The sequence below is a fragment of the Pseudomonas sp. 05N36 genome (genome assembly GCF_056397385.1).
Window position 1 is genome coordinate 20,447 of the sequence record NZ_JBFTNH010000028.1, and the last position, 25,055, is coordinate 45,501.

The 25,055-nt window shown below is 59.5% G+C and carries 26 protein-coding genes; 18 read left to right on the top strand and 8 right to left on the bottom strand.

Annotated features, from left to right (window positions below):
- Positions 1-2 precede the first annotated feature (2 nt).
- The 6 genes from AC1DIH_RS26030 (at position 3) to astA (ending at position 6,440) form a co-directional block, all read left to right on the top strand.
- Positions 3-647: a cysteine hydrolase family protein gene (locus tag AC1DIH_RS26030; RefSeq protein WP_477773814.1), complete on the top strand. Its 645-nt coding sequence runs from the start codon at positions 3-5 to the stop codon at positions 645-647.
- Positions 644-1,996 (top strand): type I glutamate--ammonia ligase, encoded by a 1,353-nt coding sequence (locus AC1DIH_RS26035; RefSeq protein ID WP_477773815.1) that lies wholly within the window; start codon positions 644-646, stop codon positions 1,994-1,996. Before AC1DIH_RS26030 ends, AC1DIH_RS26035 begins: the two co-directional genes overlap by 4 nt.
- Positions 1,980-2,732 (top strand): N-formylglutamate amidohydrolase, encoded by a 753-nt coding sequence (locus AC1DIH_RS26040; RefSeq protein WP_477773816.1) that lies wholly within the window; start codon positions 1,980-1,982, stop codon positions 2,730-2,732. The genes AC1DIH_RS26035 and AC1DIH_RS26040 overlap by 17 nt, the downstream gene beginning before the upstream one ends.
- Before the next feature lie 143 nt (positions 2,733-2,875).
- Positions 2,876-4,225 carry an APC family permease gene (locus tag AC1DIH_RS26045; RefSeq protein ID WP_477773817.1) on the top strand — a complete coding sequence of 450 codons (1,350 nt, stop codon included), beginning with the start codon at positions 2,876-2,878 and terminating at the stop codon, positions 4,223-4,225.
- 132 nt (positions 4,226-4,357) lie between these two features.
- Positions 4,358-5,374 carry an arginine N-succinyltransferase gene (locus AC1DIH_RS26050; protein WP_477773818.1) on the top strand — a complete coding sequence of 339 codons (1,017 nt, stop codon included), beginning with the start codon at positions 4,358-4,360 and terminating at the stop codon, positions 5,372-5,374.
- Positions 5,375-5,405: 31 nt separating this feature from the next.
- Positions 5,406-6,440, top strand: coding sequence for an arginine N-succinyltransferase (gene astA / locus AC1DIH_RS26055; protein ID WP_477773819.1), 1,035 nt, complete (start codon positions 5,406-5,408; stop codon positions 6,438-6,440).
- 153 nt (positions 6,441-6,593) lie between these two features.
- On the opposite strand, the gene AC1DIH_RS26060 is transcribed toward astA, so the two are convergent.
- Positions 6,594-6,926, bottom strand: coding sequence for a hypothetical protein (locus AC1DIH_RS26060; protein ID WP_054597882.1), 333 nt, complete (start codon positions 6,924-6,926; stop codon positions 6,594-6,596).
- Between the two features lie 772 nt (positions 6,927-7,698).
- Entirely contained in the window at positions 7,699-8,583 is an 885-nt protein-coding gene (locus AC1DIH_RS26065; protein WP_054597883.1) for a LysR family transcriptional regulator, read from the bottom strand.
- A gap of 148 nt (positions 8,584-8,731) precedes the next feature.
- Between AC1DIH_RS26065 and AC1DIH_RS26070 the strand changes: the two genes are divergently transcribed.
- Genes AC1DIH_RS26070 through AC1DIH_RS26080 form a run of 3 tightly spaced genes read left to right on the top strand, consistent with a single transcriptional unit; the run spans position 8,732 to position 11,331 of the window.
- Positions 8,732-9,430, top strand: coding sequence for a CoA transferase subunit A (locus AC1DIH_RS26070; RefSeq protein ID WP_019689787.1), 699 nt, complete (start codon positions 8,732-8,734; stop codon positions 9,428-9,430).
- Positions 9,431-9,466: 36 nt separating this feature from the next.
- Complete coding sequence (locus tag AC1DIH_RS26075; RefSeq protein WP_019689786.1) at positions 9,467-10,126, top strand: CoA transferase subunit B; 660 nt, start codon at positions 9,467-9,469, stop codon at positions 10,124-10,126.
- Positions 10,127-10,149: 23 nt separating this feature from the next.
- Positions 10,150-11,331 (top strand): acetyl-CoA C-acetyltransferase, encoded by a 1,182-nt coding sequence (locus AC1DIH_RS26080; protein WP_477773820.1) that lies wholly within the window; start codon positions 10,150-10,152, stop codon positions 11,329-11,331.
- 396 nt (positions 11,332-11,727) lie between these two features.
- Here the strand turns inward: AC1DIH_RS26080 and AC1DIH_RS26085 are convergent, their stop codons facing one another.
- Positions 11,728-12,270 (bottom strand): DUF4174 domain-containing protein, encoded by a 543-nt coding sequence (locus tag AC1DIH_RS26085; RefSeq protein WP_477773821.1) that lies wholly within the window; start codon positions 12,268-12,270, stop codon positions 11,728-11,730.
- Between the two features lie 599 nt (positions 12,271-12,869).
- Between AC1DIH_RS26085 and AC1DIH_RS26090 the strand changes: the two genes are divergently transcribed.
- The gene (locus tag AC1DIH_RS26090) at positions 12,870-13,916 is read left to right on the top strand and encodes a class I SAM-dependent methyltransferase (RefSeq protein WP_477773822.1); all 1,047 of its coding nucleotides are present in this window, start codon (positions 12,870-12,872) and stop codon (positions 13,914-13,916) included.
- Between the two features lie 54 nt (positions 13,917-13,970).
- Here the strand turns inward: AC1DIH_RS26090 and AC1DIH_RS26095 are convergent, their stop codons facing one another.
- Entirely contained in the window at positions 13,971-14,756 is a 786-nt protein-coding gene (locus tag AC1DIH_RS26095; RefSeq protein ID WP_477773823.1) for a sulfite exporter TauE/SafE family protein, read from the bottom strand.
- Positions 14,757-15,089: 333 nt separating this feature from the next.
- Here AC1DIH_RS26095 and AC1DIH_RS26100 point away from each other — a divergent pair, with 333 nt between their 5' ends.
- The 6 genes from AC1DIH_RS26100 to AC1DIH_RS26125 all read left to right on the top strand — a co-directional run bounded on the left by AC1DIH_RS26100 (position 15,090) and on the right by AC1DIH_RS26125 (position 20,374).
- Positions 15,090-15,866, top strand: coding sequence for an ABC transporter substrate-binding protein (locus AC1DIH_RS26100; protein WP_019689781.1), 777 nt, complete (start codon positions 15,090-15,092; stop codon positions 15,864-15,866).
- Between the two features lie 171 nt (positions 15,867-16,037).
- Positions 16,038-16,727, top strand: a complete 690-nt coding sequence (locus AC1DIH_RS26105; RefSeq protein WP_103317257.1) for an ABC transporter permease — start codon at positions 16,038-16,040, stop codon at positions 16,725-16,727.
- A gap of 17 nt (positions 16,728-16,744) precedes the next feature.
- Positions 16,745-17,440: an ABC transporter permease gene (locus tag AC1DIH_RS26110; RefSeq protein ID WP_054597892.1), complete on the top strand. Its 696-nt coding sequence runs from the start codon at positions 16,745-16,747 to the stop codon at positions 17,438-17,440.
- A 9-nt stretch (positions 17,441-17,449) separates the two neighbouring features.
- Entirely contained in the window at positions 17,450-18,562 is a 1,113-nt protein-coding gene (locus tag AC1DIH_RS26115; protein WP_347927101.1) for a succinylglutamate desuccinylase/aspartoacylase family protein, read from the top strand.
- An 18-nt stretch (positions 18,563-18,580) separates the two neighbouring features.
- Complete coding sequence (locus AC1DIH_RS26120; protein WP_019689777.1) at positions 18,581-19,345, top strand: ABC transporter ATP-binding protein; 765 nt, start codon at positions 18,581-18,583, stop codon at positions 19,343-19,345.
- A gap of 120 nt (positions 19,346-19,465) precedes the next feature.
- A complete protein-coding gene (locus AC1DIH_RS26125) occupies positions 19,466-20,374 on the top strand; it encodes a MurR/RpiR family transcriptional regulator (RefSeq protein WP_103317263.1) in 909 nt (302 codons plus the stop codon).
- 9 nt (positions 20,375-20,383) lie between these two features.
- Here AC1DIH_RS26125 and AC1DIH_RS26130 read toward each other — a convergent pair whose 3' ends face one another.
- Both AC1DIH_RS26130 and AC1DIH_RS26135 read right to left on the bottom strand, forming a co-directional pair.
- The gene (locus AC1DIH_RS26130) at positions 20,384-20,695 is read right to left on the bottom strand and encodes an AzlD domain-containing protein (protein WP_162491294.1); all 312 of its coding nucleotides are present in this window, start codon (positions 20,693-20,695) and stop codon (positions 20,384-20,386) included.
- A complete protein-coding gene (locus AC1DIH_RS26135; RefSeq protein ID WP_477773824.1) occupies positions 20,695-21,393 on the bottom strand; it encodes an AzlC family ABC transporter permease in 699 nt (232 codons plus the stop codon). Before AC1DIH_RS26135 ends, AC1DIH_RS26130 begins: the two co-directional genes overlap by 1 nt.
- Positions 21,394-21,704: 311 nt before the next feature.
- Here AC1DIH_RS26135 and pcsA point away from each other — a divergent pair, with 311 nt between their 5' ends.
- The gene (pcsA, locus tag AC1DIH_RS26140) at positions 21,705-22,406 is read left to right on the top strand and encodes a phosphatidylcholine synthase (RefSeq protein WP_477773825.1); all 702 of its coding nucleotides are present in this window, start codon (positions 21,705-21,707) and stop codon (positions 22,404-22,406) included.
- A gap of 11 nt (positions 22,407-22,417) precedes the next feature.
- Positions 22,418-22,834 carry a DUF488 domain-containing protein gene (locus tag AC1DIH_RS26145; RefSeq protein WP_477773826.1) on the top strand — a complete coding sequence of 139 codons (417 nt, stop codon included), beginning with the start codon at positions 22,418-22,420 and terminating at the stop codon, positions 22,832-22,834.
- 188 nt (positions 22,835-23,022) lie between these two features.
- Here AC1DIH_RS26145 and AC1DIH_RS26150 read toward each other — a convergent pair whose 3' ends face one another.
- Both AC1DIH_RS26150 and AC1DIH_RS26155 read right to left on the bottom strand, forming a co-directional pair.
- The gene (locus tag AC1DIH_RS26150; RefSeq protein WP_477773827.1) at positions 23,023-24,180 is read right to left on the bottom strand and encodes an MFS transporter; all 1,158 of its coding nucleotides are present in this window, start codon (positions 24,178-24,180) and stop codon (positions 23,023-23,025) included.
- Between the two features lie 115 nt (positions 24,181-24,295).
- Positions 24,296-24,934 carry an SDR family oxidoreductase gene (locus AC1DIH_RS26155; RefSeq protein WP_477773828.1) on the bottom strand — a complete coding sequence of 213 codons (639 nt, stop codon included), beginning with the start codon at positions 24,932-24,934 and terminating at the stop codon, positions 24,296-24,298.
- Positions 24,935-25,055 lie beyond the last annotated feature (121 nt).

The window sequence follows — 25,055 nt, forward strand, 5'->3', positions numbered from 1 at the left end:
GGATGTTTATGCTCCCCCATCACTCGCCCCGCGACCTGCCGTTTGCCACCGACCACACCGCGCTGCTGTTGGTGGACATGCAACGCGCCTGGCTAGAGCCGCAGTTCGACCCGCACCTGCAAGGGCCTGACGCCAGGTATTTCCTCGAGCGCACCCGCCAGCAGGTGATTCCCAACCAGCTCAGGCTGTTGGCCGCCATGCGCACGGCTCGGCAGAACGTTCTGCACACGCTCATCGAAAGCCTCACCGCCGACGGTCGCGACCGCTCGCTGGACCACAAGCTGTCGGACATGCACCTGCCAAAAGGTAGCCCGCACGCCGCCATCATTGAAGAACTGACACCGGCCGAAAACGAAATCGTCTTGCCCAAGACCTCCTCCGGGGTCTTCAACTCGACCAACATCGACTACGTGCTGCGCAACCTGCAAACCCGCCATCTGATCATCGCCGGCATCGTCACCGACCAGTGCGTCGACATGGCCGTGCGCGATGCGGCTGACCGTGGCTATCTGGTGACGTTGGTCGAAGACGCCTGCGCGACCTACACCGAGCAACGCCATCTGGCGTGCCTGAACGCGATCAAGGGCTATTGCTGGATCAGCGACACCCAAACCGTGCTCGACCGTTTACAGGCGTTGCAGGCATGAGCCGCGCCAACAGCGGTGAGCCCCTGGCGCCCGTGGCCATGACCACCATCGTCACCACAGACCTGATCGGCGTGACCCGCGGCCGGTCGTTTCCGACCGATGAACTCGAACACTACAAGACCGCCGGTTGCGGTTGGGTCCCGGCCAACAGCGCGCTGACCCCGCAAGACATCATCGCCTCCAGCAATCCGTGGGGTGCCTACGGTGACTTGCGGCTGATCCCCGACCTGGCCAGCCGGGTGACGGTCGGCAACGGTCCCGATGCCAGTGCGCCGGCCCTGGATTTTATCCATGGCGACATTTGTGAAACCGATGGCCGTCCATGGGCGGCCTGCCCGCGGACGCTGCTGCGCAACGAAGTACAGCGTTACCACGATGAACTGGGGCTGCGGATCACTTCGGCCTTCGAGCACGAATTCAACCTCACCACCGACAGCGCCCAGGCCGAGCATCTGGCGTTTTCGCTGGAGGCCCAGCGTCAGGGCGCAGCGTTCGGCGGCTGGCTGCTCAGCGCCTTGCGCGCAGGCGGGGTCGAGCCGGAAATGTTCCTGCCCGAATATGGCAAACACCAATACGAAATCACCTGCCGGCCAACCCAGGGCGTCGCGGCAGCCGACCGCGCGGTCAATGTGCGCGAGATCACCCGTGAGATCGCCCGGCAAATGGGCCTGAACCTGAGCTTTGCGCCCAAGACGTCCGAGCACGCGGTATGCAACGGCGTGCACCTGCACCTGAGCCTGCACGACCTGTCCGGCGATCCGGTGTTGTATGACGCCGGGACCGCCAATGGCCTGTCGACCCTCGGCCAGCACTGGTCCGCAGGCGTGTTGCACTACTTGCCGGCCCTCTGCGCGTTGACCGCACCGACTCCGATTTCCTATGAGCGCCTGCAACCGCATCACTGGAGCGCGTCATATGCGTGCCTGGGCCAACGCAACCGCGAAGCCTCGCTGCGGATCTGCCCGACCGTGAGCCTGGGCGGCAAATCCGAAGCCGCGCAATACAACCTCGAATTCCGCGCCATGGACGCCACGGCCTCCCCGCATCTGGCGCTGGCCGCCGTGCTGATTGCCGGCCGACTGGGCATCGAGCAACGCCTGGCATTAAACGCGATCACCGATGAAGTCCCGGATTCGCTGAACGAAGAACAACGCCAGCGCCGCGGCATCGTCGCCCTGCCCGCGTCACTCGCGCAGGCCCTGAGCCACTTGCGGGGCAGCGAGGCCTTGCTTGAAGCCTTGCCAAGCGCTTTGCTCGACACCTACTTCGCCGTCAAAACCGAGGAACTCGCCTTGACCCAACACCTGTCGCCCGCCCAACTGTGTGAGCACTATGCACGCCTCTACTGAGTCCGCCGAGTTCGGGCTCTACACCGAGCCGGCTTACAGCCTGAGCCGGGAAGCGTCCGAGCACCCGCTGATTCTGGTGTGTGAACATGCCAGCCGCTACATCCCGACGGCCTTGAACGATCTGGGATTGAGCGACGATGCTGCGCACGAGCACATTGCCTGGGACATCGGCGCGCTGGCGCTCGCCGAGAGCCTGTCCAAAGCCCTCGGCGCAACCCTGCTGGCAGCCAACTACTCGCGTCTGCTGATCGACCTCAACCGTCCGTTGCAGGCCCCGGACAGCATCCCGGCCAAGAGCGAAATTTACCTGGTGCCGGGCAATCAGAACCTCGACGAAGCGACCCGCGACTACCGACGCCAATGCCTGTTCACGCCGTTTCATACACGCCTTGGCGAACTGATCGATGCCCGCGTGGCCGAGGGCCGCACGGTGCGGGTGGTGGGCATTCATAGCTTCACGCCGATCTACTTCGGCCAGCCTCGAGCGCTGGAAGCCGGAGTGCTGTACGGGCAGGCCGAGGAGTATGCGAACCGGCTGATCGACGGGTTGGCCAGGCATCCACTGCGGGTCGCTGGCAATCAGCCCTACAAAATCAATCCGGCGAGCGACATGACGGTGCCGGTTCACGGCGACGCCCGTGGCATCGACTCGGTGCTGATCGAGGTGCGCAACGACCTGTTGCGCAATCGGCTGGCGGTCCAGACCTGGAGCGATTATCTGGCACCGTTGCTGTAGAACCGAAACCTCAAACGAACCGTTTCAAGCTGAAAATACACAGATGGTTGTACCGGTAAAACAACGATAACAAACGCTGTAGCGTGTTTTTACCTGCCTGGTTCAAACACATTGCCGTAGTGACTTACAAGGAGAACCGCTTCATGGAAATAGAAGAATTCGGCTACAAGCAAGAGTTGAAACGCAGCCTGTCGCTGACCGATCTGGTGGTTTACGGGATGATTTTCATGATCCCCATCGCCCCGTTCGGCGTATACGGCTACGTCAACCAGGAGGCGCCCGGCATGGTGCCGCTGGCCTACATCATCGGCATGGTGGCGATGCTGTTCACCGCCCTGAGTTACGGCAGTATGGCGCGAGCCTTCCCGATTGCCGGCTCGGTCTACTCCTACGCTCAACGCGGGCTGCACCCGCATGTCGGCTTTATCGCCGGCTGGCTGATGCTGCTCGACTACCTGCTGATCCCGCCGCTGCTCTACGTGTATGCGGCGATGGCGTTGAATCACCTGTACCCGGACATTCCCAAGGTCGGTTTCATCCTCGCCTTCCTGGTCAGTGCAACCTTCGTCAACCTGCGGGGAATCACCTTTACCGCACGGATGAACATCATCTTTCTGCTGGCGCAACTGGTGGTGCTGGGGATCTTCCTGTTCTACGCCTGGACCGCCTTGCACGGTGGCACCGGCAACGGCCAGCTGACCCTGGCGCCGCTGTACAACCCTGAGCACTTCAACTTCGCGTTGTTGATGCAAGCGGTGTCGATTGCGGTGTTGTCGTTCTTGGGCTTCGATGCGATTTCGACCCTGGCCGAAGAGATCAAGGGCGACCCGGGCCGCAGCGTCGGCAAAGCCGCGTTGATCACGCTGGTGGTCATGGGGGTGATTTTTGTCGTGCAGACCTGGATCGCCACGGACCTGGCCGCCGGCATGGGCTTCAAGTCCGCTGATACCGCGTTCTATGAAATCGCCGAAATCGCCGCCGGCAGCTGGCTGGCGACTGTCACCGGTGTAGCCACGGCACTGGCCTGGGGCGTGGCGGTAGCGATCACCTCGCAAGCCGCGGTATCGCGCTTGCTATTTGGCATGGCACGCGACGGCAAACTGCCCAAAGTACTGGCCAAGGTCCACCCCAAACACAACACCCCGTACATCAGCATTTACCTGGTGGCGGTGCTGTCGCTGCTGATCTGCTACCTGTTCATCAACTCGGTGGACACCCTGACTTCATTGGTGAACTTCGGGGCTTTGAGCGGCTTCATGCTGCTGCACCTGACGGTGATCAACTACTACTGGCGTCGGCAGAAGTCCGGCCAGTTGATCCGTCACCTGGTTTGCCCGGTGATCGGCTTCATCATCGTCAGCGCCATCTTGTACAACATGGGTGTCGATGCGCAAAAGCTCGGCGGTATCTGGATTGCAGCAGGCCTGGTCTATCTGTTTTTCCTCAACAGAATCGGCGCCAGCGCTGTATTGCCGGACCCTTCCAACAGTTAGAAAAGGTCAGTACTTAAAACGTCGAGCGGTCGCTGACAAGGATTAGCCGACCGCCGTTGTAGTGCGTGGAAACCGACAGTGATAGTCAAGCCTGATGCCCGGTATCAGGCCCTTTGATACAGGAGTGCATCCATGCTGGCCTTACGCCCAGTTCAGTTATCCGACCTGACTCAGTTGCAACAACTTGCGCGCGACAGCCTGGTGGGTGTCACCTCGTTGCCAGACGACACCGAGCACCTGCGTCAGAAGATTCTCGCATCCTGCGCATCGTTTGCCAGTGACGTGAAGAGCCAGGGTCCGGAGAACTATTTCTTCGTGCTGGAAGATCTGGCCGGTCAACGGCTGCTGGGCTGTTCGGAAGTCCTCGCGACCGCCGGTTTCAACGAGCCCTTCTACAGCCTGCGCAATCGCCCGTTCACCAGTGAGTCGCGCGAGCTGAACATTCATCACGGGGTGCCGGCGCTGTCGTTATGCCAGGACCTCAGCGCCCATACCTTGCTGCGCGGTTTTCACATCAACACCGAGCTTGAACGCACGCCCTCCTCGGAAATGCTTTCACGGGCCCGACTGATGTTCATCGCCGCCCATCCGCAACGCTTTTCCGACGCCGTGATTACCGAAATCGTCGGCTACAGCAGCGACACGGGTGAATCGCCATTCTGGGATGCGCTGGGCAAGCACTTTTTCGACCTGCCCTACGTCGAGGCCGAACGTCTCTGTGGCTTGCAGAACCGAAGCTTTCTCGCCGAGTTGATGCCGCACTACCCGATCTACGTGCCGATGCTGCCGCAAAGCGCTCAGGCGTGTATTGGCCGGATTCATCCGGATGGCCAGGAAGCCTTCGACATCCTTGAACGTGAGGGCTTCGAGACCAACAGCTACATCGACCTCTTCGACGGTGGGCCGACACTGTTTGCGCGCACCCCGAGCATTCGTTCGATCGCCCAGACCCGCACGGCCGTTGCCCGCTTGAGTTCACACAGCGGCGGCAAGACGCCGTACCTGCTGAGCAATGACTCTTTGGAAAACTACCGGGCGATTGTCGCCGAACTGGACTGGAGCGCAGACGAACCCGTCATGCTCGACGCCACCCAGCTCGACGCCTTGCAACTGGACAACGGCGGCCCGGTTCGGCTGATTGCGCTATGAAGCAGGTCTTCCGCACTCAAGGAGCTCCATCATGATCGTGCGCCCGGTTCAAATGACCGACCTGCCTGCGTTACTGGCGCTGGCACGCAGCGCCGGCCCGGGGTTCACTTCGCTGCCGGCCAACGAAGAACGTCTGACCCTGCGTGTACGTTGGGCGCAGCGGACCTTTGCCGGTCAGGTTGAACGGGCCGACGCCGACTACCTGTTCGTGCTCGAAGACGACGATCAGCAAGTGATCGGCGTCAGCGCGCTGGCAGGTGCCGTCGGGCTGCGCGAGCCCTGGTACAACTACCGCGTCGGGTTGACGGTCAACACCTCGGCGGACCTGGGAATCCGTCGACAAATCCCGACCTTGTTCCTCAACAACGAAATGACCGGCCAATCGGAAATCCGCTCGTTGTTCCTGCGCCCGGATCAGCGTCAGGGCCATAACGGCCGGCTGCTGTCGGTGGCGCAATTGCTGTTTGTTGCCGAGTTCCCGCACCTGTTCGGCGAAAAACTGATCGCCGAGCTGCGCGGCAGCGCCGACGAACACGGGTGCTCGCCGTTCTGGGACAGCCTGGGTCGACATTTTTTCAAAATGGATTTCAGCCACGCCGATCACCTGTCCGGGCTTGGCAACAAGTCGTTCATCGCTGAGTTGATGCCACGTCAGCCGCTGTACACCTGCCTGCTCACCGAGCAAGCCCAGGCGGTGATCGGCAAGGCCCATCAAAACGCCGAACCGGCGCGCAGAATCCTCTGCAACGAAGGCTTTGCCCATAAGGGTTACATCGACATCTTCGACGGCGGCCCGGTCATCGAAGCCCAGGTTTCGAAAATCCGTGCCGTGCGCAACAGCCAGTCTCTGGACCTGATGGTCGGCACACCTGACGACAACGCGCCGCTCTGGCTGATCCATAACCAGCGCCTAGAAAACTGCCGGATCACCGCCGCCCGCGCCCGACTGGTCGGCAACAGCTTGCTGGTCGATCGCCTGACCGCCAAGCGCCTGCAATTACAAGCAGGCAGCTCCGTGCGTGCCGTGCCGTTGCTCAAGCAACAACAGCAAGCGGCTGCCGCATAACGTGCCAGACAAACAGCAAAAAACCCGCACATGGCGGGCTTTCTGCTTGATGGGGTCAAATCCTTTTGTCAGTTCAATCTGCGCTTCAGGATGTAAGTAATTCGTGAAAAGCCTGTCGCAGGATCGAGAAAAAGACAGACTGCACTGAACACTCTATTTAACTGACGCCGAAACGGGTTCTGGCAACCGCCGCCCGAGCACATCCAGCAGATCACAACCATCACGCAACGGAATGGCGCACAGCAAGGCGAAGTCGTTGAGGATTACTGAATCGCTGGCAATTTCGCCACGCATGGCTAGGTTCTCCAGTACCTGAGTCACCGCACGAATGCGATAACGGGCAGCGTCGAGCAGGATATCGAGTGGTGCGTGGGTGTCGACGAACAGGGTGGGCATGTCGGAGCAGTTGCTGGTGAGGGCCATGTAGCGGTTGGAAGGATGGGAGGTTGGCGGGACGTAGGGGGGATTGGGGGTGTAGGTGTTCATTGTTCTAACTCCTAACGTATGGGTTGAAGCCGCCAGACATCACTTCCACGCAATAGGTGGCGGCTGTACGCAGGTGTGGAAGACCGGGACGTTAGGCACCCGGCGCGCTCGAAAGCACCCCGCGCACAGCAACCATAAAACTCAGACGATAAAAAACGCCGAACTGGTGGCGCTTTGTGCGCCTAACGATAGAAGGGCTTCCACACCCTGTCACTGAATTTGCAGTGACAGCCCAAGACTATCGATGAAGCCCATCACGCACCAGTTCATGCACACCGCCACAGCATGCGGGAAATCTCCGACAAGTTCGCCCGGAAACTTCATCGATTGAGTGGCCGCCATCGCAGCATCGGACTCTACACAACGTTGAAATGCCACACAGGACTACGCCCGTAGCAGCTGTCGAGCTTGCGAGGCTGCGTTCGGCCGCGCAGCGGTCGTAAAATCAGGCACCACGTTCTTCCAGGAAAACCGTGTTCCCAGGATTTGCGAGGACTTCGTCCTCGAACGCAGCCTCGCAAGCTCGACAGCTGCTACGGACATCACCCACCCAAAATAAAGTAGCGCCCCCCAACCACTCAGGCCGGCTGTCAGGCCGCCTTCTCAGGCAGGCCAGCTTCCACAGGTTTGATCTGGGTACATCTGCGGGAGATAGGTCGGCTATCAGGTCGTCATCGCGAGCAGGCTCGCTCCCACAGTTGGACTGCGTACATCCGCGGGAGATGGGTCGGCTGTCAGGCCGCTAAGGCCAACAGATCGCAGCCTGCGGCAACTACAGGCGAACTTCGTCCTTGAGGATGTCAAACAACGCCTGCGCCGCCGCCGACAGCTCATGACCCGGCTTGGTCAACACCCCAATGGCCCGCTCAATCACCGGATCACTCAAGGTAATGCAACACGCCCCAAGCTCACGCATCTGCTCGACACACAACGCCGGCACCGCACTCACCCCCAGCCCACTGGCAACCATCCGCCCGACGGTCGCCAACTGATGACTCTCAAACTCCACCGGCAACTTCATCTGCCGCGCCTGCAAGTGTTCCTCAAGCATCACCCGCACCGTCGACGGCCGCTGCAACGTGATAAACGGCTGCTCCAGCAGCGTTTTCCAGTCGATCTCGGCACGCTCGGCCAGCGGCGAATCACTCGGCACCACCGCGACAAAGCGATCCATGTACAACGGAGTGAATTCCAGCGACGAACTCTGCGTCGGCTCAAACGCCACCCCAAGCTCCACATGACGGTCACGGACCATTTCCAGCACCTGCTCGTTGATCACGTCGTTCACCGTGACGTTGACCTTGGGGTAACGCGCGCGAAAGGTCTTGAGGATCGGCGGCAGCAGGTTGCCGGCAAACGAGGGCATCGCCGCCAGCGTCACCCGCCCTCGCTGCAGGGTGAAACGCTGGCGCATTTCATCCTCGGCGTTGTCCCAGTCAGCGATCAGCCGCCGGGCCAGCGGCAGCAGGGACTCGCCCTCCGGGGTCAGCGCAACGTTGCGGGTGGTGCGGCTGAACAGCCGCCCACCGAGCCCGTCTTCCAGCGCCTTGATGGTCAAACTCAACGCCGACTGCGACAGGTGCAGCCGCTCACAGGCCACCGCAAAGCTCAAACTCTGCGCCACTGCCAAAAACGCCCTGATCTGCTTGACTGTCATCACCGTTCCTCACCCTGCTGACTACAATCGATTGCTGAGTTTTATCTATCAATCAACCTTAAAAATCAACTTATCAAATCAATCTGATAGAGCAACACTCCACCCCATACGGCTAGCCAGCCGCCCACAAAGAATAAAAGAGGTGCATATGGCAGGTTTCGACAAGCGCGTGAGTTCCTATGAGGAGGCTCTGGCAGGCCTCGAAGACGGTATGACCGTGATCTCTGGCGGCTTCGGGTTGTGCGGTATTCCGGAAAACCTGATCGCCGAAATCAAGCGCAAAGGTACCCGCGACCTGACCGTGGTTTCCAACAACTGCGGCGTCGACGGTTTTGGCCTCGGCGTACTGCTGGAAGATCGCCAGATCCGCAAAGTGGTCGCCTCCTATGTCGGCGAAAACGCTCTGTTCGAAAAGCAACTGCTGAGCGGCGAGATTGAAGTCGTGCTGACCCCGCAAGGCACCCTGGCGGAAAAAATGCGCGCTGGCGGCGCTGGCATTCCGGCGTTCTTCACCGCCACCGGCGTCGGCACCCCAGTGGCCGAAGGCAAGGAAATCCGTGAATTCAAGGGCCGTCCGTACCTGATGGAAGAGTCCATCACCGGCGACTTCGCCATCGTCAAAGGCTGGAAAGCCGACCACTTCGGCAACGTGATCTACCGCCACACCGCGCAGAACTTCAACCCGTTGGCAGCCACTGCCGGCAAGATCACCGTGGTTGAAGTCGAAGAGATCGTCGAACCCGGCGAGCTGGACCCTTCGCAGATCCATACCCCTGGCATCTACGTCGACCGGGTCATCTGCGGCACGTTCGAAAAACGTATCGAACAACGCACCGTGCGCAAGTGATCCTCGCCCCCAGCCCGAACAGTGGAGAATAAAAAAATGGCTCTTACCCGCGAACAAATGGCTCAGCGCGTCGCCCGCGAAATGAAAGACGGCTACTACGTGAACCTCGGCATCGGCATTCCGACCCTGGTCGCCAACTACATCCCCGAAGGCATGGAAGTCATGCTGCAATCGGAAAACGGCCTGCTCGGCATGGGCGCCTTTCCGACCGACGATAAAGTCGACGCCGACATGATCAACGCCGGCAAGCAGACCGTCACCGCGCGCATTGGCGCCTCGATTTTCTCGTCTGCGGAATCCTTCGCGATGATCCGCGGCGGCCACATCGACCTCACCGTGCTCGGTGCATTTGAAGTCGATGTTCACGGCAACATCGCCTCGTGGATGATCCCCGGCAAACTGGTCAAGGGCATGGGCGGCGCGATGGACCTGGTGGCCGGTGCCGACAACATCATCGTGACCATGACCCACGCCTCCAAGGACGGTGAGTCGAAACTGCTGCCGTATTGCAGCCTGCCGCTGACCGGTGCCAATTGCATCAAGCGCGTGTTGACCGATCTGGCCTACCTGGAAATCGAAAACGGCGCGTTCATCCTCAAGGAGCGTGCACCCGGTGTGAGCGTCGAGGAAATCGTCAGCAAGACCGCTGGTAAACTGATCGTTCCCGACCATGTTCCGGAAATGCAGTTCGCCTGAACCGCACCCTGAGGAGAAATTAGATGCAAGACGTTGTGATTGTTGCCGCCACCCGTACCGCCATTGGCAGTTTCCAGGGTTCGCTGGCCAGCATCCCGGCTCCGGAACTCGGTGCCGCGGTGATTCGTCAATTGCTCGCGCAAACCGGTCTGGCAGCGGATCAGGTCGATGAAGTGATCCTCGGTCAGGTGCTGACCGCAGGCTCCGGCCAGAACCCGGCACGTCAGGCGTCGATCCTCGCCGGCCTGCCCCACGCTGTTCCGGCGATGACCCTGAACAAGGTCTGCGGCTCTGGCCTCAAGGCCTTGCACCTGGGTGCGCAAGCCATTCGTTGCGGCGATGCCGAGGTGATCATCGCAGGCGGCATGGAAAACATGAGCCTGGCGCCATACGTATTGCCGGCCGCTCGCACTGGCCTGCGCATGGGCCATGCGAAAATGGTCGACAGCATGATCAGCGACGGCCTGTGGGATGCATTCAACGACTACCACATGGGCATCACCGCCGAGAACCTGGTGGACAAGTACCACCTGACCCGTGAGGAGCAGGACGCCTTCGCCGCCGCTTCGCAGCAAAAAGCCACGGCGGCTATCGCAGCCGGGCGTTTTGCCGACGAGATCACGCCGATCCTGATCCCGCAGCGCAAAGGTGATCCGTTGTCCTTCGCGGTCGACGAACAACCTCGCGCCGAGACCACTGCCGAGTCTTTGGCCAAGCTCAAACCGGCCTTCAAGAAAGACGGCAGCGTCACCGCCGGCAATGCCTCTTCGCTCAATGACGGCGCCGCTGCGGTGTTGCTGATGAGCGCTGACAAGGCCAGGCAATTGGGCTTGCCGGTACTGGCAAAAATCGCTGCCTACGCCAATGCTGGCGTCGACCCGGCGATCATGGGCATTGCTCCGGTATCGGCGACCCGCCGCTGCCTCGACAAGGCCGGCTGGAGCCTCGATCAACTGGACCTGATCGAAGCCAACGAAGCCTTCGCCGCGCAATCACTGGCAGTCGGCAAAGAGCTGGAATGGGATGCAAGCAAGGTCAACGTCAACGGTGGCGCCATTGCGTTGGGTCATCCGATTGGTGCGTCGGGATGCCGAGTGCTGGTGTCGTTGCTGCACGAAATGATCAAGCGTGACGCCAAGAAAGGCCTCGCCACCTTGTGCATCGGTGGCGGTCAGGGCGTGGCCCTGGCGATCGAGCGGGCTTAAACCCGCAGGCGTTCAACAGTCAGCGTGCGGACCCACGATATCCGCTCGCTGACTGGCAACACACCCGGCGCGACTTCGGTGGCGCCGGGTCTTTTTTTGCCTGGCTAAAACTGTTTTTCCAGGATGACCTGTCACTGACGCAACATTGAACCTGGAGCATGTACGGCTGGTGGCGCCAGTCAATTCAAAAATCCCGGATTTCACGCAATCCCCGTAGCAGCTGCCGAAGGCTGCGTTCGGCCGCGAAGCGGTCGTGAAATCAGGCAACACGTTTGTTCCGGTAATCCGCGTATGCAGGATTTGCGAGGACTTCGTCCTCGAACGCAGCCTCGCGAGCTCGGCAGCTGCTACGGGGATTGCATGTGTTGAGCCGACATGTCATGCCAGACAAGCGTATCAATCATCCAAGGGTTGCGGTGGCGCAGCCGGTTTTGCAGCTTTGCCCTTCCCTCCTTTACCGCCCTTGACCGGCGCAGCCTCTACGGGTGGCGGCGCAGGTGGCGCTGCCTCTTTCTCGGCGGCTGGAAGCTGGTCAACGGTGGCAAACAGATCCTTGGCCTCGATCGGGCCGAGGTGGTCGAGTTTTTTCTCGCCGTCCTTGCCCACCAGAATGACCTTGGTCTCACCACTGACGCCCAGTTTCAACTCGCGAATCAGCGCCATGGTGGTTTGTGCATCGAGGTCCTTGCCGTCACGTTGGCCCATGAGGTTGACCACGGTGTACAGCACCATATTGCGTTCTTTGAAGGCCTGGCTGTTGGCCGGTTCCGCCAGGGATTTTTTCAGGCTGACCAGTGTCGGGTCGATGCTGCTGGGAGCGATGACAATCAGCGGCCGGGTCCTGCCGCGTTCCTGTGCCAGGGGCGTGTCGTTGTCGGCGGCGAATAGAGGGCCGGCGACAGCGAGCAGAGTTGCAAGGGTCAGTGACCGAATGAGCATGCGCATCTCCTTTTGATTTCCACACTTTATGATTGCGCATCAAAGCGAAAGATTCAGGGTCTGTTGACGTTTTTTTCCGAACGCGTTGCGATGCCAAACGTCAACAGACCCGACCCAGTCGCCTGAAATTTCTATCGCCATGCAGCGAAGATTAGGCGAGCGGGCTTAATCCGCAACCGAATTTCGCGACACGGGTTTAGGCCATTTGGTTTGCCCAGGCTCACACCGCGAGCCCCTTGAGGCGCAGCACGCTGCTCGATCGCGAGCTACACTTATTTTGTCCCCCGTAGGGGGGACGATGCCAAATCCGGGTCCGTAAGCAGCGAGTCTGTCGATGAAACCCGCTCACGACGCTGGAGCCAATGGCCTATCGCAATCGTCCTGTGGGGCACGGCCCCACAGTGACATCTTGCAGGACGACGTTATCGCGTCCCACTCGCCCGGACATGTCGTGTGTCCGGGCATTCGCGTTGCAGACGGTTTGGCTTCACAACGCGCCTGCAGTGTCGCCCTGATCATCCATCTGACTGCCGCCTGAAAGGTTGCTGCCTCTGCACACGCCCTCCTTCACCGGTGGTCTTTTTTCAGGAGGAGCAGATATGGACGAAGCCAAACTCAATGACTTCATGGGCAAGGTGGTTTCCGACATGGGCGGCGCAGCGATGCTCGCGAACATGATCCTGGGCGATGAACTCGGTTTGTACCGGGCGATGGCCGACAGCCAGCCTGTCACCCCTGAAGCACTGGCCAGCAAGACTGGCTGCAACGCACGACTGCTGCGCGAATGGCTCAGCGCTCACGCAGCCTCTGGCTACATGGAACACGTCGACGGGAAATTCCGCCTGCCGGAAGAGCAAGCCCTGGCGCTGGCGATTGAGGACTCACCGGTTTATGTCCCGGGCGGCGCCTCAGTCATTGCCTCGTTCTACCATGACAAAGACAAACTGATCGCCGCCATGCGCGGCAATGGCGCCCTCGCCTGGGGCGATCACCACAGTTGCATGTTCAAAGGCACCGAACGCTTCTTCAGACCCGGCTACCGCGCACACCTGGTCGGCGAGTGGTTACCTGCGCTTGAAGGCGTGGTGGGCAAACTGCAAGCCGGGGCCAAGGTTGCAGATGTCGGTTGCGGCCACGGCGCTTCAACGGTGGTCATGGCCAAAGCGTTCCCCGCCTCCAGTTTTGTCGGCTTCGACTATCACGCGCCATCCATCACCACTGCCACCCAACGTGCTGAAGAAGGTGGCGTGGCCGATCGCGCGCGCTTCGTTCAGAGTACCGCCAAGAACTTTCCGGGCAATGACTACGATTTGATCTGCTACTTCGATTGCCTCCACGACATGGGCGACCCGGTGGGCGCTGCCAAACATGCCTATGAGTCGCTCAAGCCCGACGGAACGGTGCTGCTGGTGGAGCCGTATGCCAATGACCGTCTCGACGAAAACGCGACTCCGGTAGGACGGCTGTTCTACGCCGCGTCGACGTTCATCTGCACGCCTAACTCCTTGTCTCAGGAAGTCGGCCTGGGGCTCGGGGCCCAAGCGGGTGAAGCACGGCTGCGGGATGTATTCACCCAGGCCGGATTCAAGCATTTCCGCCGGGCAGCAGAGACACCGTTCAACCTGATTCTGGAGGCGCGTAAATAATCGTGGGGGTATGCCTCGGGCATGGCGCTGAGAGGGGCAGCGCCATGCCGGGGATCAAAACACCAATTTGTAGCCGATGAACACCAGCATGACGGCCAGGCAAGGACGCAACACACCGTCGGAAATTTTTCTGGTCAGGTGACTGCCGATATAGATCCCCGGCAACGACCCCATCAGCAGAAAGCCCAGCAGGTGCCAATCCATATTGCCCATGCTCGCGTGCCCCAGTCCCGCAACCAGGGTCAGCGGTACGGCGTGGGCGATTTCTGTGCCGACCAGGCGTTTGGTTGCCAGGAACGGGTACAGAATGAACAGCGCCACAGTTCCCAGGGCGCCGGCACCGATGGAGGTCAAAGCGACCATCGCACCGAGTATCGCGCCCGTGACGATGGTCAGCAGGTTCAGGTTCCGGTTACTGAGGTGGTAATGATCGCCCGCATGTTTTTGGGCAAACGCCAAGAGTTGGCGCTTGAAGAAAATAGCCAGCGCCGTCAGCAGCAATACAAAGCCCAACGCCTGCTTGATAACGGCATTGGTCGCGTGCGGATCCGTGTTGAGGTATTTCAGGAACAACAAGGTCATGACAACGGCAGGCACACTGCCCAATGTCAGCCAGCCGGTAATTTTCCAGTCGATGTTCCGGTGCTTTTGATGAACCAGCACACCGCCGGACTTGGTGATCGCGGCATACAACAAATCAGTCCCGACGGCCGTGGCCGGGTTGATGCCGAACCATAGAAGGATCGGCGTCATCAACGAGCCTCCCCCTACACCGGTCATTCCGACAACGAACCCGACAACCAAGCCTGCGACTACAAAACCCAAATTACCGAAGTCCATTGCCATACCTTACAAAACCAGCGCGACGACTTAAAAATCTGGCAGTCAGCATAGCGATTTTTCTTATAACCACTTATACCAATATGATCTGACTTTATAACCTCCCGCCATCAACCGTAGCCGCCAAACCTCCTTGTGCCGTCAGGGCACTGTCTCCTTGTTGCGCCATGACCGTCTGGCTGAAACAGCAGCCTGTTTGATATTTTTATTTTCACACATTTGATTTATGAAATAAAACGTGTCATTTATACGCTCCATGGACACGCAACCCGCTGCACCCCCGCCAGACCGGAAGGCATTCACCCCCAACACCCTATCCACGGAGTCAACAATATGAACAAGACCGGACTTCTGGCTGCTCTGGCATTTTGCGCCGTCAGCACCCTGGCCCACGCCGACGAAGACAGCCTGCGCATCGGTATCGAAGCCGCCTACCCGCCGTTCTCCTTCAAGACCCCGGAAGGCAACATCAGCGGGTTCGACTACGACATCGGCAATGCCCTGTGCGAAGAAATGAAGATCAAATGCCAGTGGGTCATCCAGGAATTCGACGGGATGATCCCCTCGTTGAAAGTGCGCAAGATCGATGCGGTGCTGTCGTCGATGTCGATTACCGACGACCGCCTGAAGTCCGTCGACTTCAGCGAAAAGTACTACCACACCCCCGGCAAGTTCGCGGCGAAGGCCGGCCAGGCGATCAATGACCCGAAGGTCGATCTCAAGGGCAAGAAACTCGGTGTGCAACGCTCCTCCACCTACGACCGCTACGCCACCGAGCAACTGGCGCCCGCCGGCGTCGAGGTGGTGCGTTACTCCTCGCAAAATGAAGCCTTCCTCGACCTGGCGTCGGGCCGACTGGACGCCACCCTCGCCGACATCGTCAACACCAACGAGAGCTTCATCAAGACCCCGGCCGGTAACGGTTTCGCCCTGGTGGGACCGGACATCAATGACCCGAAATACTTCGGTCGGGGCGCCGGGATTGCGCTGCGCAAAGGCGATACCGCGAACGCGGCACGCCTGAACACGGCGATTGATGCGATCCGTGCCAATGGCAAGTACCAGCAGGTCATGGCCAAGTACTTCGCGTTCGATATCTACGGCGAATAAGCGTTGTGGGAGGGAGCCTGCTCGCGATGAGGCCAGCACATTCAACATCTATGTTGACTGTCAGACTGCTATCGCGAGCAGGCTCGCTCCTACAGGTTTGCACCTTGATTGATAGCAATTAATCCGTATGGTCCCGCGCGCCTGCCGGCGCTTCGGGTGAGGAACTTCATCATGCTTCACGGCTACGGATCGAGCATTCTCGATGGCGCCTGGCTGTCGATCAATCTGGCTCTGAGCTCCATGGCACTGGCCATTACCCTGGGCCTGATCGGCGCGGCGTTTCGCCTCTCGCCGCTCAAATGGTTGTCGACGCTGGGCGAAGGCTACACCACAGTGATTCGCGGTATCCCCGACCTGGTACTGATCCTGCTGATTTTCTACGGCGGCCAGGACCTGGTGAACCGCATCGCCCTCGGGCTCGGTTACACCCACTACATCGACATCAACCCGTTTGTGGCGGGTGTCTGCACCATGGGTTTCATTTTCGGTGCCTACCTCTCGGAAACCTTTCGCGGCGCCTTCATGGCGATCCCGCAAGGTCAGGCTGAAGCCGGCGCGGCCTACGGCATGAGCAGCGCCCAGGTGTTCTGGCGGATTCTGGTGCCACAAATGATTCGCTTCGCGATTCCCGGCTTCACCAACAACTGGCTGGTGCTGACCAAATCCACGGCGTTGATATCGGTGATCGGCCTGCAGGACATGATGTTCAAGGCCAAGAACGCTGCCGACGCGACCCACGAACCCTTTACGTTTTTCCTCGCGGTGGCGGCGCTGTACCTGGTGCTGACCAGCGTCTCGTTGCTGGTGCTGCGCGCCCTGGAAAAACACTACTCGGTCGGCATCAAAGCCGCCGTTCTGTGAGTGGGAGCGAACCGACCATGCTCGACTACAACCTGATCTGGGAAAACCTGCCGCTGTATTTCAGTGGCGCGTTATTGACCCTCAAAGTACTGCTGATTTCCCTGGCTTTTGGCCTGATGCTGGCCATTCCACTGGCATTGATGCGCGTCTCCCGCTCGCCGCTGATTAACTTCCCGGCCTGGCTCTACACCTACGCCATTCGTGGCACGCCGATGCTGGTACAGCTGTTTTTGATCTATTACGGCCTGGCGCAGTTCGAAGCGGTACGCCAAAGCGTGCTCTGGCCGTACCTGTCCAGCGCGACCTTTTGCGCCTGCCTGGCCTTTGCGATCAACACCAGTGCCTACAGCGCAGAGCTGCTGGCCGGTAGCCTGAAGTCCACCCCCAACGGCGAGATCGAAGCCGCCAAGGCGATGGGCATGTCACGCCTGACCCTGTACCGCCGCATTCTGCTGCCGTCGGCCCTGCGCCGAGCGTTGCCGCAATACAGCAATGAAGTGCTGATGATGCTGCAGACCACCAGCCTGGCGTCGATCGTCACCCTGGTCGACATCACCGGTGCGGCGCGCACGGTCAGCTCGCGGTTCTACCTGCCGTTCGAAGCGTTCATCACTGCCGGCCTGATCTACCTGGCCCTGACCTTCATTCTCGTGCGCCTGTTCAAGCTCGCCGAACGTCACTGGCTGGCGTACCTGGCCCCACGCAAGCACTAAGGAAGTCCCATGGAACACATCCACTACGTTTTGCCCTGGAGCGCCTGCGGCACTGAACGCACGCTGTCGCTGTTTCGATTTGGCAGCGGCTCACGCAAGGCCTACATCCAGGCATCGCTGCATGCCGACGAACTGCCCGGCATGCGCGTCGCCGTCGAGCTCAAGCGCCGTCTGCGCGAGCTGGAATTACAAGGCCGCCTGACCGGCGTGATCGAACTGGTGCCGATGGCCAATCCGATCGGTATCGGGCAAATGTTCCAGGCCACTCATCAGGGACGCTTCGAATTCAACAGCGGCAAGAACTTCAACCGTGACTTCCCGGAACTGGCCGAAGCCGTGGCCGTGCAGTTGAAGGGCCAACTGGGCGAGGATGCCGAGGCCAACGTGGCGCTGATCCGGCGTGCCATGATTGAAGTCATTGCCGACATGCCGCTGGCCGAATCGGAACTCGACGGCCTGCGCCGCCTGCTGTTGCAGCACGCCTGCGACGCCGATGTGGTGCTGGACCTGCACTGCGATTTCGAGTCGATCATGTTGCTGTACGCCCTGCCGCAAAACTGGCCGCGCCTGCGTTCACTGGCCGCACGCCTGAACGCTGAAGCCGTTCTGCTGGCCGAGGACGCTGGCGGCAATGCCTTCGATGAAGCCTGCGCGATCCCCTGGTTACGCCTGGCCGAGCTGTTCCCGCTGGCGAACATTCCGCTGGCCTGCGTGGCGACCACCATCGAACTGCGTGGCATGGCCGACACCGAACGTGAACCGTGTATGGCCAGTGCCGAGCAAATCCTCGGCTACCTGGCCGAACAGGGCCTGATCAGCGGCGACTGGCCAGACGCGCCGGCCACTTGCTGCGATGCGACTCCTTTTGCCGGTGCGCAATACGCCTATGCGCCACACCCCGGCGTGGTGAGTTTTCTGCAACCGCTGGGTGCCCGAGTCTCGGTCGGTGACCCGTTGTTCGAAGTGCTCGACCCGCTGACCGATCGCCACAGCGTGGTGAAGGCCAGCACCGACGGCATTCTTTATGCCCGCGAACGCCTGCGCTTTGCCCAACCGGGCTTGTGGCTGGCCAAGGTCGCAGGCTCTACCCCCATTCGCCAGGGTCGCTTGCTCAGCGACTGACTCAAGAGAATCGACACCATGAACACACTTGAAATTCAGGACCTGCACAAACGCTACGGCACCCACGAAGTGCTCAAGGGCGTGTCCCTGGAAGCCAAAGCCGGCGACGTGATCAGCATCATCGGCTCCAGTGGCTCGGGTAAAAGCACCTTCCTGCGTTGCATCAACCTGCTGGAGCAACCTAACTCGGGCAACATCCTGCTCAATGGCGAGCAACTGAAATTGGTCGCCAACAAGACCGGCGGGCTCAAAGCCGCCGAGCCAAAACAGCTGCAACGAATGCGCTCGCGGCTGGCAATGGTGTTTCAGCATTTCAACCTCTGGTCGCACATGAGCGCCCTTGAAAACGTCATGGAAGCGCCGGTGCATGTGCTGGGCCTGGACAAGAAACTCGCCCGGGAAAAGGCCGAGCACTACCTGAACAAGGTCGGCGTGGCCCATCGCATGGGTGCTTATCCGGCGCACATGTCGGGTGGCGAACAGCAGCGCGTGGCGATTGCTCGCGCGCTGGCGATGGAGCCGGAAGTGATGTTGTTCGATGAACCGACCTCGGCGCTCGACCCGGAGTTGGTCGGCGAAGTGCTTAAAGTCATGCAGGACCTGGCCCTGGAAGGTCGGACCATGGTGGTGGTGACCCACGAAATGGGTTTTGCCAGGGAGGTGTCGAACCAACTGGTGTTCCTGCACAAAGGTCAGGTCGAAGAACGTGGCAACCCGCGTGAAGTGCTGGTCAACCCACAGTCTGAACGCCTCCAGCAGTTCTTGGCCGGCAGCCTGAAGTAAGCCGCTCACCGACCGTTTTGGCTTCTGCACGCCAACGGTCGGCTTCGGATACACTGGCGCGCACTCATGTCAGGGACCAGACCTGGTCCCTTCCAACCTCCTGCGGATGTTGAGCCGGTTATGCCTACTCCTTCGAAAAACACCACGGTCTACGCCGCGCCGGTCATGCGCAAACTGGCAGAAATTCTTGCCGACTTGCAGCCATCGCTGCGCAAGGTGGCAGACTTCATCCTGCGCCATCCGCTGAAAGCCGCGACACTGACCATCGAAGAGATGGCCCATGAAACCTCCACCTCACCAGCGGCGGTCAACCGTCTGGCCAAGGCGTTGGACCTGGGCGGTTACAGCGGCATGAAAGCCGAGTTGGTCGCGACCTTGCAGCAGATGGTGTCCCCAGTGGACAAACTGCGTAACGAACTGGCGCACCGCCCCGGTGGTGCGTTCGGGCTGCATGAGCAGATCCAGAGCGCCACCAGCAACCTTGGCACCGCCGGCACCAACAATCACCCCGACACCTTCGAAGCCGTGGTCACCTGCCTGATCGAGGCGCGCAAGATCTACATCCTCGGGTTTGGCAACAGTGTCTACATGGCCGGTCTCGCGGCCTCGACACTGATGCCGTTCTGCGCCGACGCCACGGCGATCAGCATGGAAGGCGGCAACGAAAACGCCGCCTATCGACTGGCTGCAATTACCGATCAGGACGTGCTGCTGGCGATCTCGCTGCCGCGCTATTCCCTCGACACCCTGCAGCTGTCGCGCTTTGCCCATGAGCGTGGCGCGACGGTATTGGCGATCACCGACTCGCCCGCCTCACCCCTGACCCACATTGCTCAGCACGTGCTGTTTGCGCCGGCCGACCACCCGGTGCTGACCAGTTCCAATATCGCGGTACTGGCACTGATCGAAGGCCTGGTTGCCGGCGTGATGGCGCGTAACAAAGAGGCGGTGAAGCTGGCGACCGAACTCACCGAAAGCGTGATGAATTACCTGCACATTCCCGGCAGCAGCAAAACCCCGAAAAAGTAAGGCGGCGGGTCACAGCCACCAGCGCAGCAGGAAAAAGAAGCCCATGCTCAGCAGCATGCTGATCAGGGTACTGCGGGTGTAGAGCACCAGGCCGATGGCGACCAGTGAACTGATCAGGTACGGATTGTCGTACTGCAGATTCAGTTGATGGTCGGGCATGAACACAATCGGCCCGCAGATCGCCGTGAGCATGCCCGGCACCGCAAACCCGAGAAATTGCCGCGCATTGCTGCTCAGGCGCACGGGCAACCGTGGTTCAAGGAACACATAGCGGTTGAGAAAAACCAGCATGCCCATGCCAAAAATAACCGCCCAGACCATCATGTGCGCGCTCCATAAAACTTGTTGCAGACAAACCCGGCACTCATTCCCAGCAAGCCGGCCAGCACCAGCGCCGAGCCCCAGTGCCAATAATTGAAGAGCACCGAGCAGAACAGCGAAACCGCCACACAGACGACCGTCGGGACGTTGCGCACCACGGGGGTGATCAGCGCGATAAACGTGGCCGCGATGGAAAAATCCAGGCCCAGGCGTTCAAGGCCCGGAATGCTGCTGCCCAGCACAATCCCGGCGAGGGTGAAGAGGTTCCACGCGACATAAAAGGTCAGGCCCACCCCGAGGGCGTACCAGCGGTTGAACTGCCGCTGGTCAAATTGACTGGTCAGCGCGAACAGCTCGTCGGTGAGCAAAAAGCCCAGCCCCACCCGCCAGCGACCCGGCAACGGCGAAACCACCGGACGCATGCTCATGCCGTACAGCAGGTGTTGCGAGGTCAGCAGCAAGGTGGTCAGCAGAATCGAGAAAATCCCGGCGCCGCCCTTGAGCATCCCGATCGCGACCAACTGCGCAGCACCCGCAAAGACGATGCTCGACAAGCCCTGGCCTTGCAGTGGAGTGAGGTTGGCCTCAATGGCCATCGAACCCGCCAACAGCCCCCATGGCGCAGTCGCCAGGGACAAGGGCATGACGGCAGCGGCACCGCGCAGGAAAGCACTGCGCGGCAATAGATTGTCAGACATAGCGCTCTACAACGAAGGAAAGGTCGCCAACTGTGTCAGCCGATCAACCTCCTGTCTTGAACAATCTTGCGTAATTGCACATCCAGGCGCAGGCAGGTGATTGAGCACTGACCGGTAAAAAGTACTGCTCGATAAACATGGCAGCGACAGGAGATGGTCTATTTTTAATGGGTGTCGACTTCGGGTCGTTTGAGCGCAGGTGAACCTTATTGCCGGATACCCGGTCGATAGGTGCACCGGTGACCCCGTCGGTGGTAGCAACTGGCCCGTATCATTCGCTGGAGAACGCCCCCTTGATAACGACCCGACGCATGGCCACGCTTAAAGCCTGGGGCGCCCACGGTTTTACCGCAACCGGCGTGGTGACCGCCTTCCTGGCGACCCTCGCCTTGTTCGATAACCAGCCCAGGGCCTGCCTGCTGTGGCTGGGCGTGGCGCTGATCGTCGATGGTGTGGACGGCGCGCTGGCGCGCAAGGTCAATGTCCAAACGGTACTGCCGCATCTCGACGGGTCCATACTGGATCTGGTCATCGACTACCTGACCTACGTGTTCATCCCGGCCCTGTTCATCTACCGTTACATCGACTTGCCGGCCTACACCCCGCTGCTGACCACCTCAGTGATCCTGGTCTCGTCGCTCTATTGCTTCTGCAACGTCAACATGAAGAGCAAGGACAATTACTTCCAGGGTTTCCCCGCTGCGTGGAACGTCGTCACCCTGTGCCTCTACATCATTGCGCCGACACCCTGGCTGACGCTGCTGACCATTATCGGCCTGGCGCTGTTGACGGTGACCCGAATGAAGTTCCTGCACCCGTTTCGCGTGCGGCGGTTCATGCCGATCAACATTGCCGTGACGTCCATCTGGTTGCTGTGCAGCCTGTCACTGGTCCTCAACCACCCGACCGTCAACCCTTGGGTCATGGGGCTGTGGCTGGCGATGTCGGCTTACTTCCTGGGGATCTGCATCTGCCGCTCGGCCGCTGACTGGCTTGAGCGCAGTCATCATTAATGGAGGCGTGAATGCCTATCCATATCGTGCAATTGGGCACGCCCCGTACACCCCATGAAGGGCTGCGCCTGGGCACCGTCCGCCGCCCACCGCGCGGCGTTCCGAAAGCCGAATTCGCCAGCCGCGACTACTACGACACCTGGCTCCCCGTCCTGTCTCCCAGCGCAGAGCTTGTAGCAGAAGCGAAAGCTGCGGAAGACGAAAAAGACTGGGAAGCCTTTCGACGTAAATTCAAGACCGAAATGAACCACCCTGCCCCCAGCCAACTGCTCGATTTGCTGGCTGCCCTGTCCCATCAAACCTCGCTGGCCATCGGTTGCTACTGCAAGGAAGAACGCCACTGCCATCGCTCGGTGTTGCGGGAGTTGTTGATTGCTCGTGGGGCACAGGTTGCAGCGCCTGAAGAGGTGGGGAGGCCGGCCAGATGATTCTCAGATTTATTTCCTACAGCAAAAATACATCTGCGAAAGATTGGTCGGCTATTAGGCCGCCATCGCGAGGCGCTCCCATTGATCATCGCGCAGCCAATAGCGTCTTATCCTGCACCCAAATAGTTTAAGGGGCCCGAGCGGCTCGATTTATCTCAAATGAGAACGCCCTGTGCGAGGGCCCTCCCTCATGAACTCTGATGTTTTTGGCTACCGAGAGTCGACAGCCCGGCGATCACTGCGAGGCTTGCCCCCAGAGCAGCTAAACTCGTCCATCCTGCATCTAGTGCAATGATTCCACCCAACCTTGTACCTACGGCCCCCCCCAAGAAATACGTGCACATAAATGCGGTATTTAAACGGCTTCTCATCGCAGGAGCCAGGGTATAGATGCGCAGTTGGTTGCCCAGGAGGCCGGACCGGCTACCAATGTCCAGCAATAACATTCCCGGAATAAGCAACCAAAGGCCATGCCCGGCCAGAGCTATCAGACCAAAGCCAAGCGCAATAGCAAGCGCTCCGAACCCGACTACGCGGGTTGCACCGATCCGATCTGCCAGCATACCGATTTTGGGTGAAGCGAACATTCCCGCCAGCCCCGTAAAACCAAATAGGCCAACGATCTCGCTGCCGTAATTAAAGGGTTGTTGTGCCAACAGATTGGCCAGTGCTCCCCATAGGGCGCTGAAAGCCCCAAACATGAGAGCTCCAGCCACACAGGCCTTGCGCAGTACGGGTTGACTGACAAGTAGATCCCAAAGTGATGCGAGTAAGCGGCCGTAGGACAACTGTGCATTTGGGCGATTATTAGGAAAGTAAGTGAAGACAACAGCCAGCAGGCCGATATCGATCAACGCCGCCAAGCTATACATGGCTCGCCACCCCCAGTGATCGCCCACAAAGCCAGCCAGTGCTCGGCCGAAAAGCACTCCTGCGAATAGCCCGCTCAATAGAGTGCCCATTGTCCGGCCACGGTCGGCTTCTGAACTCCAGGTTGAAGCCGCAGGCAATATGATCTGGGCGCTGACCGCAGTCAGTCCAATTAAAACATTGGCCCCGATCAGTAGAGTGAGATTTCCGGCATAAGCCGCCCACGCGGAACCCAGCGCATTACACCCAAGGAGGACAATTAACAGTTTTCGGCGATTCATTAGATCGCCAATAGGTACAAAAAATACTAACCCAGCGGCATAGGCAAGCTGTACAACAGTCGCTATCAGACTAGCGTCGCCTGCACTACCAGGTAAAGAATTGTTGATTAGGAACAGTAGCGGCTGAGCATAATAAATGTTCGCAACCGCCAAGGCGCAAAGACTCGCCAGTATGAAGACGAATGGGCGGGACATAGCGGGCGTTTCGTGGACAAGGCTAACAGTCGCCATGGTAGGGCCTTTTACGATATTAAAATCGGAAGCGTCGAGCGCGCCGAGTAGCGACACGCACGACGACGATTTTGGCTGATTATGCTGCCAGTTGGGGATGCGATATAAAGTTGACGGTATATAGGTAGGCAAAATAGCTTTCGAGTAATGAGTATTTCAATGGGGGCAATTTAATGAGGCCTTTGTCGTCGAGTTCTTCCATTTTTTCGGTGCGGAAATTATGTATCTCTTTAGCAAATCGCAGTATTTTTTCATGAGCGTCAGGTTGTCCATATAATGGAAGAAAACGGTACAGTGGGTTATCCTCACCGTCGGCGATGAGCTTGCGTTGCCATTCGGGAAAACTGATCATTTTGATGGAGTGACCTTGAAGATTCAGCCATTCGACAAGCTCATTCCAGGAGATATATTCCGAACAGTTCACAAGGTTGATCACTTGCCCACCCTGTTCACGGAACTGTGGGAGATTCATTACTTGCGTGGTCAGGTCAATGGGCGTCAGATTGATCAATCGATTCAGCGTTGGGGCGAAGCCCATCTGGATGCAGCTTTTGATGAACAACATGAGCTGGTTATCGTGACAGAGCGCTGCACCAGTTTTGCTGTGGCCAGAAATGTAGCCAAGGCGAAAAATATTAGCGTGATGCCCGGCGCGATCAAAATCCCCCATCAATCGTTCACCTTCCCACTTAGGGAAGCTCCGATCAACTTGCAGCAACCGCGCGGCAAGTTGAAAATATCGTGGCGTTCGGCGCTATATTCTCGCGAAACGTCCCGTGCGCACCGCCTTACCGGGCTTGTCAGCCCATTTCTCCGTGTTACACGCGTAACTCGCCCAT

Excerpts from the sequence above, each read along its gene's own strand:
- AC1DIH_RS26035 (WP_477773815.1), top strand. The coding sequence starts at position 644 with ATGAGCCGCGCCAACAGCGGTGAGCCCCTGGCGCCCGTGGCCATGACC.
- AC1DIH_RS26070 (WP_019689787.1), top strand. The coding sequence starts at position 8,732 with ATGGCAGGTTTCGACAAGCGCGTGAGTTCCTATGAGGAGGCTCTGGCA.
- AC1DIH_RS26045 (WP_477773817.1), top strand. The coding sequence starts at position 2,876 with ATGGAAATAGAAGAATTCGGCTACAAGCAAGAGTTGAAACGCAGCCTG.
- AC1DIH_RS26120 (WP_019689777.1), top strand. The coding sequence starts at position 18,581 with ATGAACACACTTGAAATTCAGGACCTGCACAAACGCTACGGCACCCAC.
- AC1DIH_RS26040 (WP_477773816.1), top strand. The coding sequence starts at position 1,980 with ATGCACGCCTCTACTGAGTCCGCCGAGTTCGGGCTCTACACCGAGCCG.
- AC1DIH_RS26100 (WP_019689781.1), top strand. The coding sequence starts at position 15,090 with ATGAACAAGACCGGACTTCTGGCTGCTCTGGCATTTTGCGCCGTCAGC.
- AC1DIH_RS26115 (WP_347927101.1), top strand. The coding sequence starts at position 17,450 with ATGGAACACATCCACTACGTTTTGCCCTGGAGCGCCTGCGGCACTGAA.
- pcsA (WP_477773825.1), top strand. The coding sequence starts at position 21,705 with ATGGCCACGCTTAAAGCCTGGGGCGCCCACGGTTTTACCGCAACCGGC.
- AC1DIH_RS26110 (WP_054597892.1), top strand. The coding sequence starts at position 16,745 with ATGCTCGACTACAACCTGATCTGGGAAAACCTGCCGCTGTATTTCAGT.
- AC1DIH_RS26145 (WP_477773826.1), top strand. The coding sequence starts at position 22,418 with ATGCCTATCCATATCGTGCAATTGGGCACGCCCCGTACACCCCATGAA.
- AC1DIH_RS26060 (WP_054597882.1), bottom strand. The coding sequence starts at position 6,926 with ATGAACACCTACACCCCCAATCCCCCCTACGTCCCGCCAACCTCCCAT.
- AC1DIH_RS26085 (WP_477773821.1), bottom strand. The coding sequence starts at position 12,270 with ATGCTCATTCGGTCACTGACCCTTGCAACTCTGCTCGCTGTCGCCGGC.
- AC1DIH_RS26065 (WP_054597883.1), bottom strand. The coding sequence starts at position 8,583 with ATGACAGTCAAGCAGATCAGGGCGTTTTTGGCAGTGGCGCAGAGTTTG.
- astA (WP_477773819.1), top strand. The coding sequence starts at position 5,406 with ATGATCGTGCGCCCGGTTCAAATGACCGACCTGCCTGCGTTACTGGCG.
- AC1DIH_RS26125 (WP_103317263.1), top strand. The coding sequence starts at position 19,466 with ATGCCTACTCCTTCGAAAAACACCACGGTCTACGCCGCGCCGGTCATG.
- AC1DIH_RS26030 (WP_477773814.1), top strand. The coding sequence starts at position 3 with ATGTTTATGCTCCCCCATCACTCGCCCCGCGACCTGCCGTTTGCCACC.
- AC1DIH_RS26150 (WP_477773827.1), bottom strand. The coding sequence starts at position 24,180 with ATGTCCCGCCCATTCGTCTTCATACTGGCGAGTCTTTGCGCCTTGGCG.
- AC1DIH_RS26090 (WP_477773822.1), top strand. The coding sequence starts at position 12,870 with ATGGACGAAGCCAAACTCAATGACTTCATGGGCAAGGTGGTTTCCGAC.
- AC1DIH_RS26105 (WP_103317257.1), top strand. The coding sequence starts at position 16,038 with ATGCTTCACGGCTACGGATCGAGCATTCTCGATGGCGCCTGGCTGTCG.
- AC1DIH_RS26135 (WP_477773824.1), bottom strand. The coding sequence starts at position 21,393 with ATGTCTGACAATCTATTGCCGCGCAGTGCTTTCCTGCGCGGTGCCGCT.
- AC1DIH_RS26080 (WP_477773820.1), top strand. The coding sequence starts at position 10,150 with ATGCAAGACGTTGTGATTGTTGCCGCCACCCGTACCGCCATTGGCAGT.
- AC1DIH_RS26095 (WP_477773823.1), bottom strand. The coding sequence starts at position 14,756 with ATGGACTTCGGTAATTTGGGTTTTGTAGTCGCAGGCTTGGTTGTCGGG.
- AC1DIH_RS26050 (WP_477773818.1), top strand. The coding sequence starts at position 4,358 with ATGCTGGCCTTACGCCCAGTTCAGTTATCCGACCTGACTCAGTTGCAA.
- AC1DIH_RS26075 (WP_019689786.1), top strand. The coding sequence starts at position 9,467 with ATGGCTCTTACCCGCGAACAAATGGCTCAGCGCGTCGCCCGCGAAATG.
- AC1DIH_RS26130 (WP_162491294.1), bottom strand. The coding sequence starts at position 20,695 with ATGGTCTGGGCGGTTATTTTTGGCATGGGCATGCTGGTTTTTCTCAAC.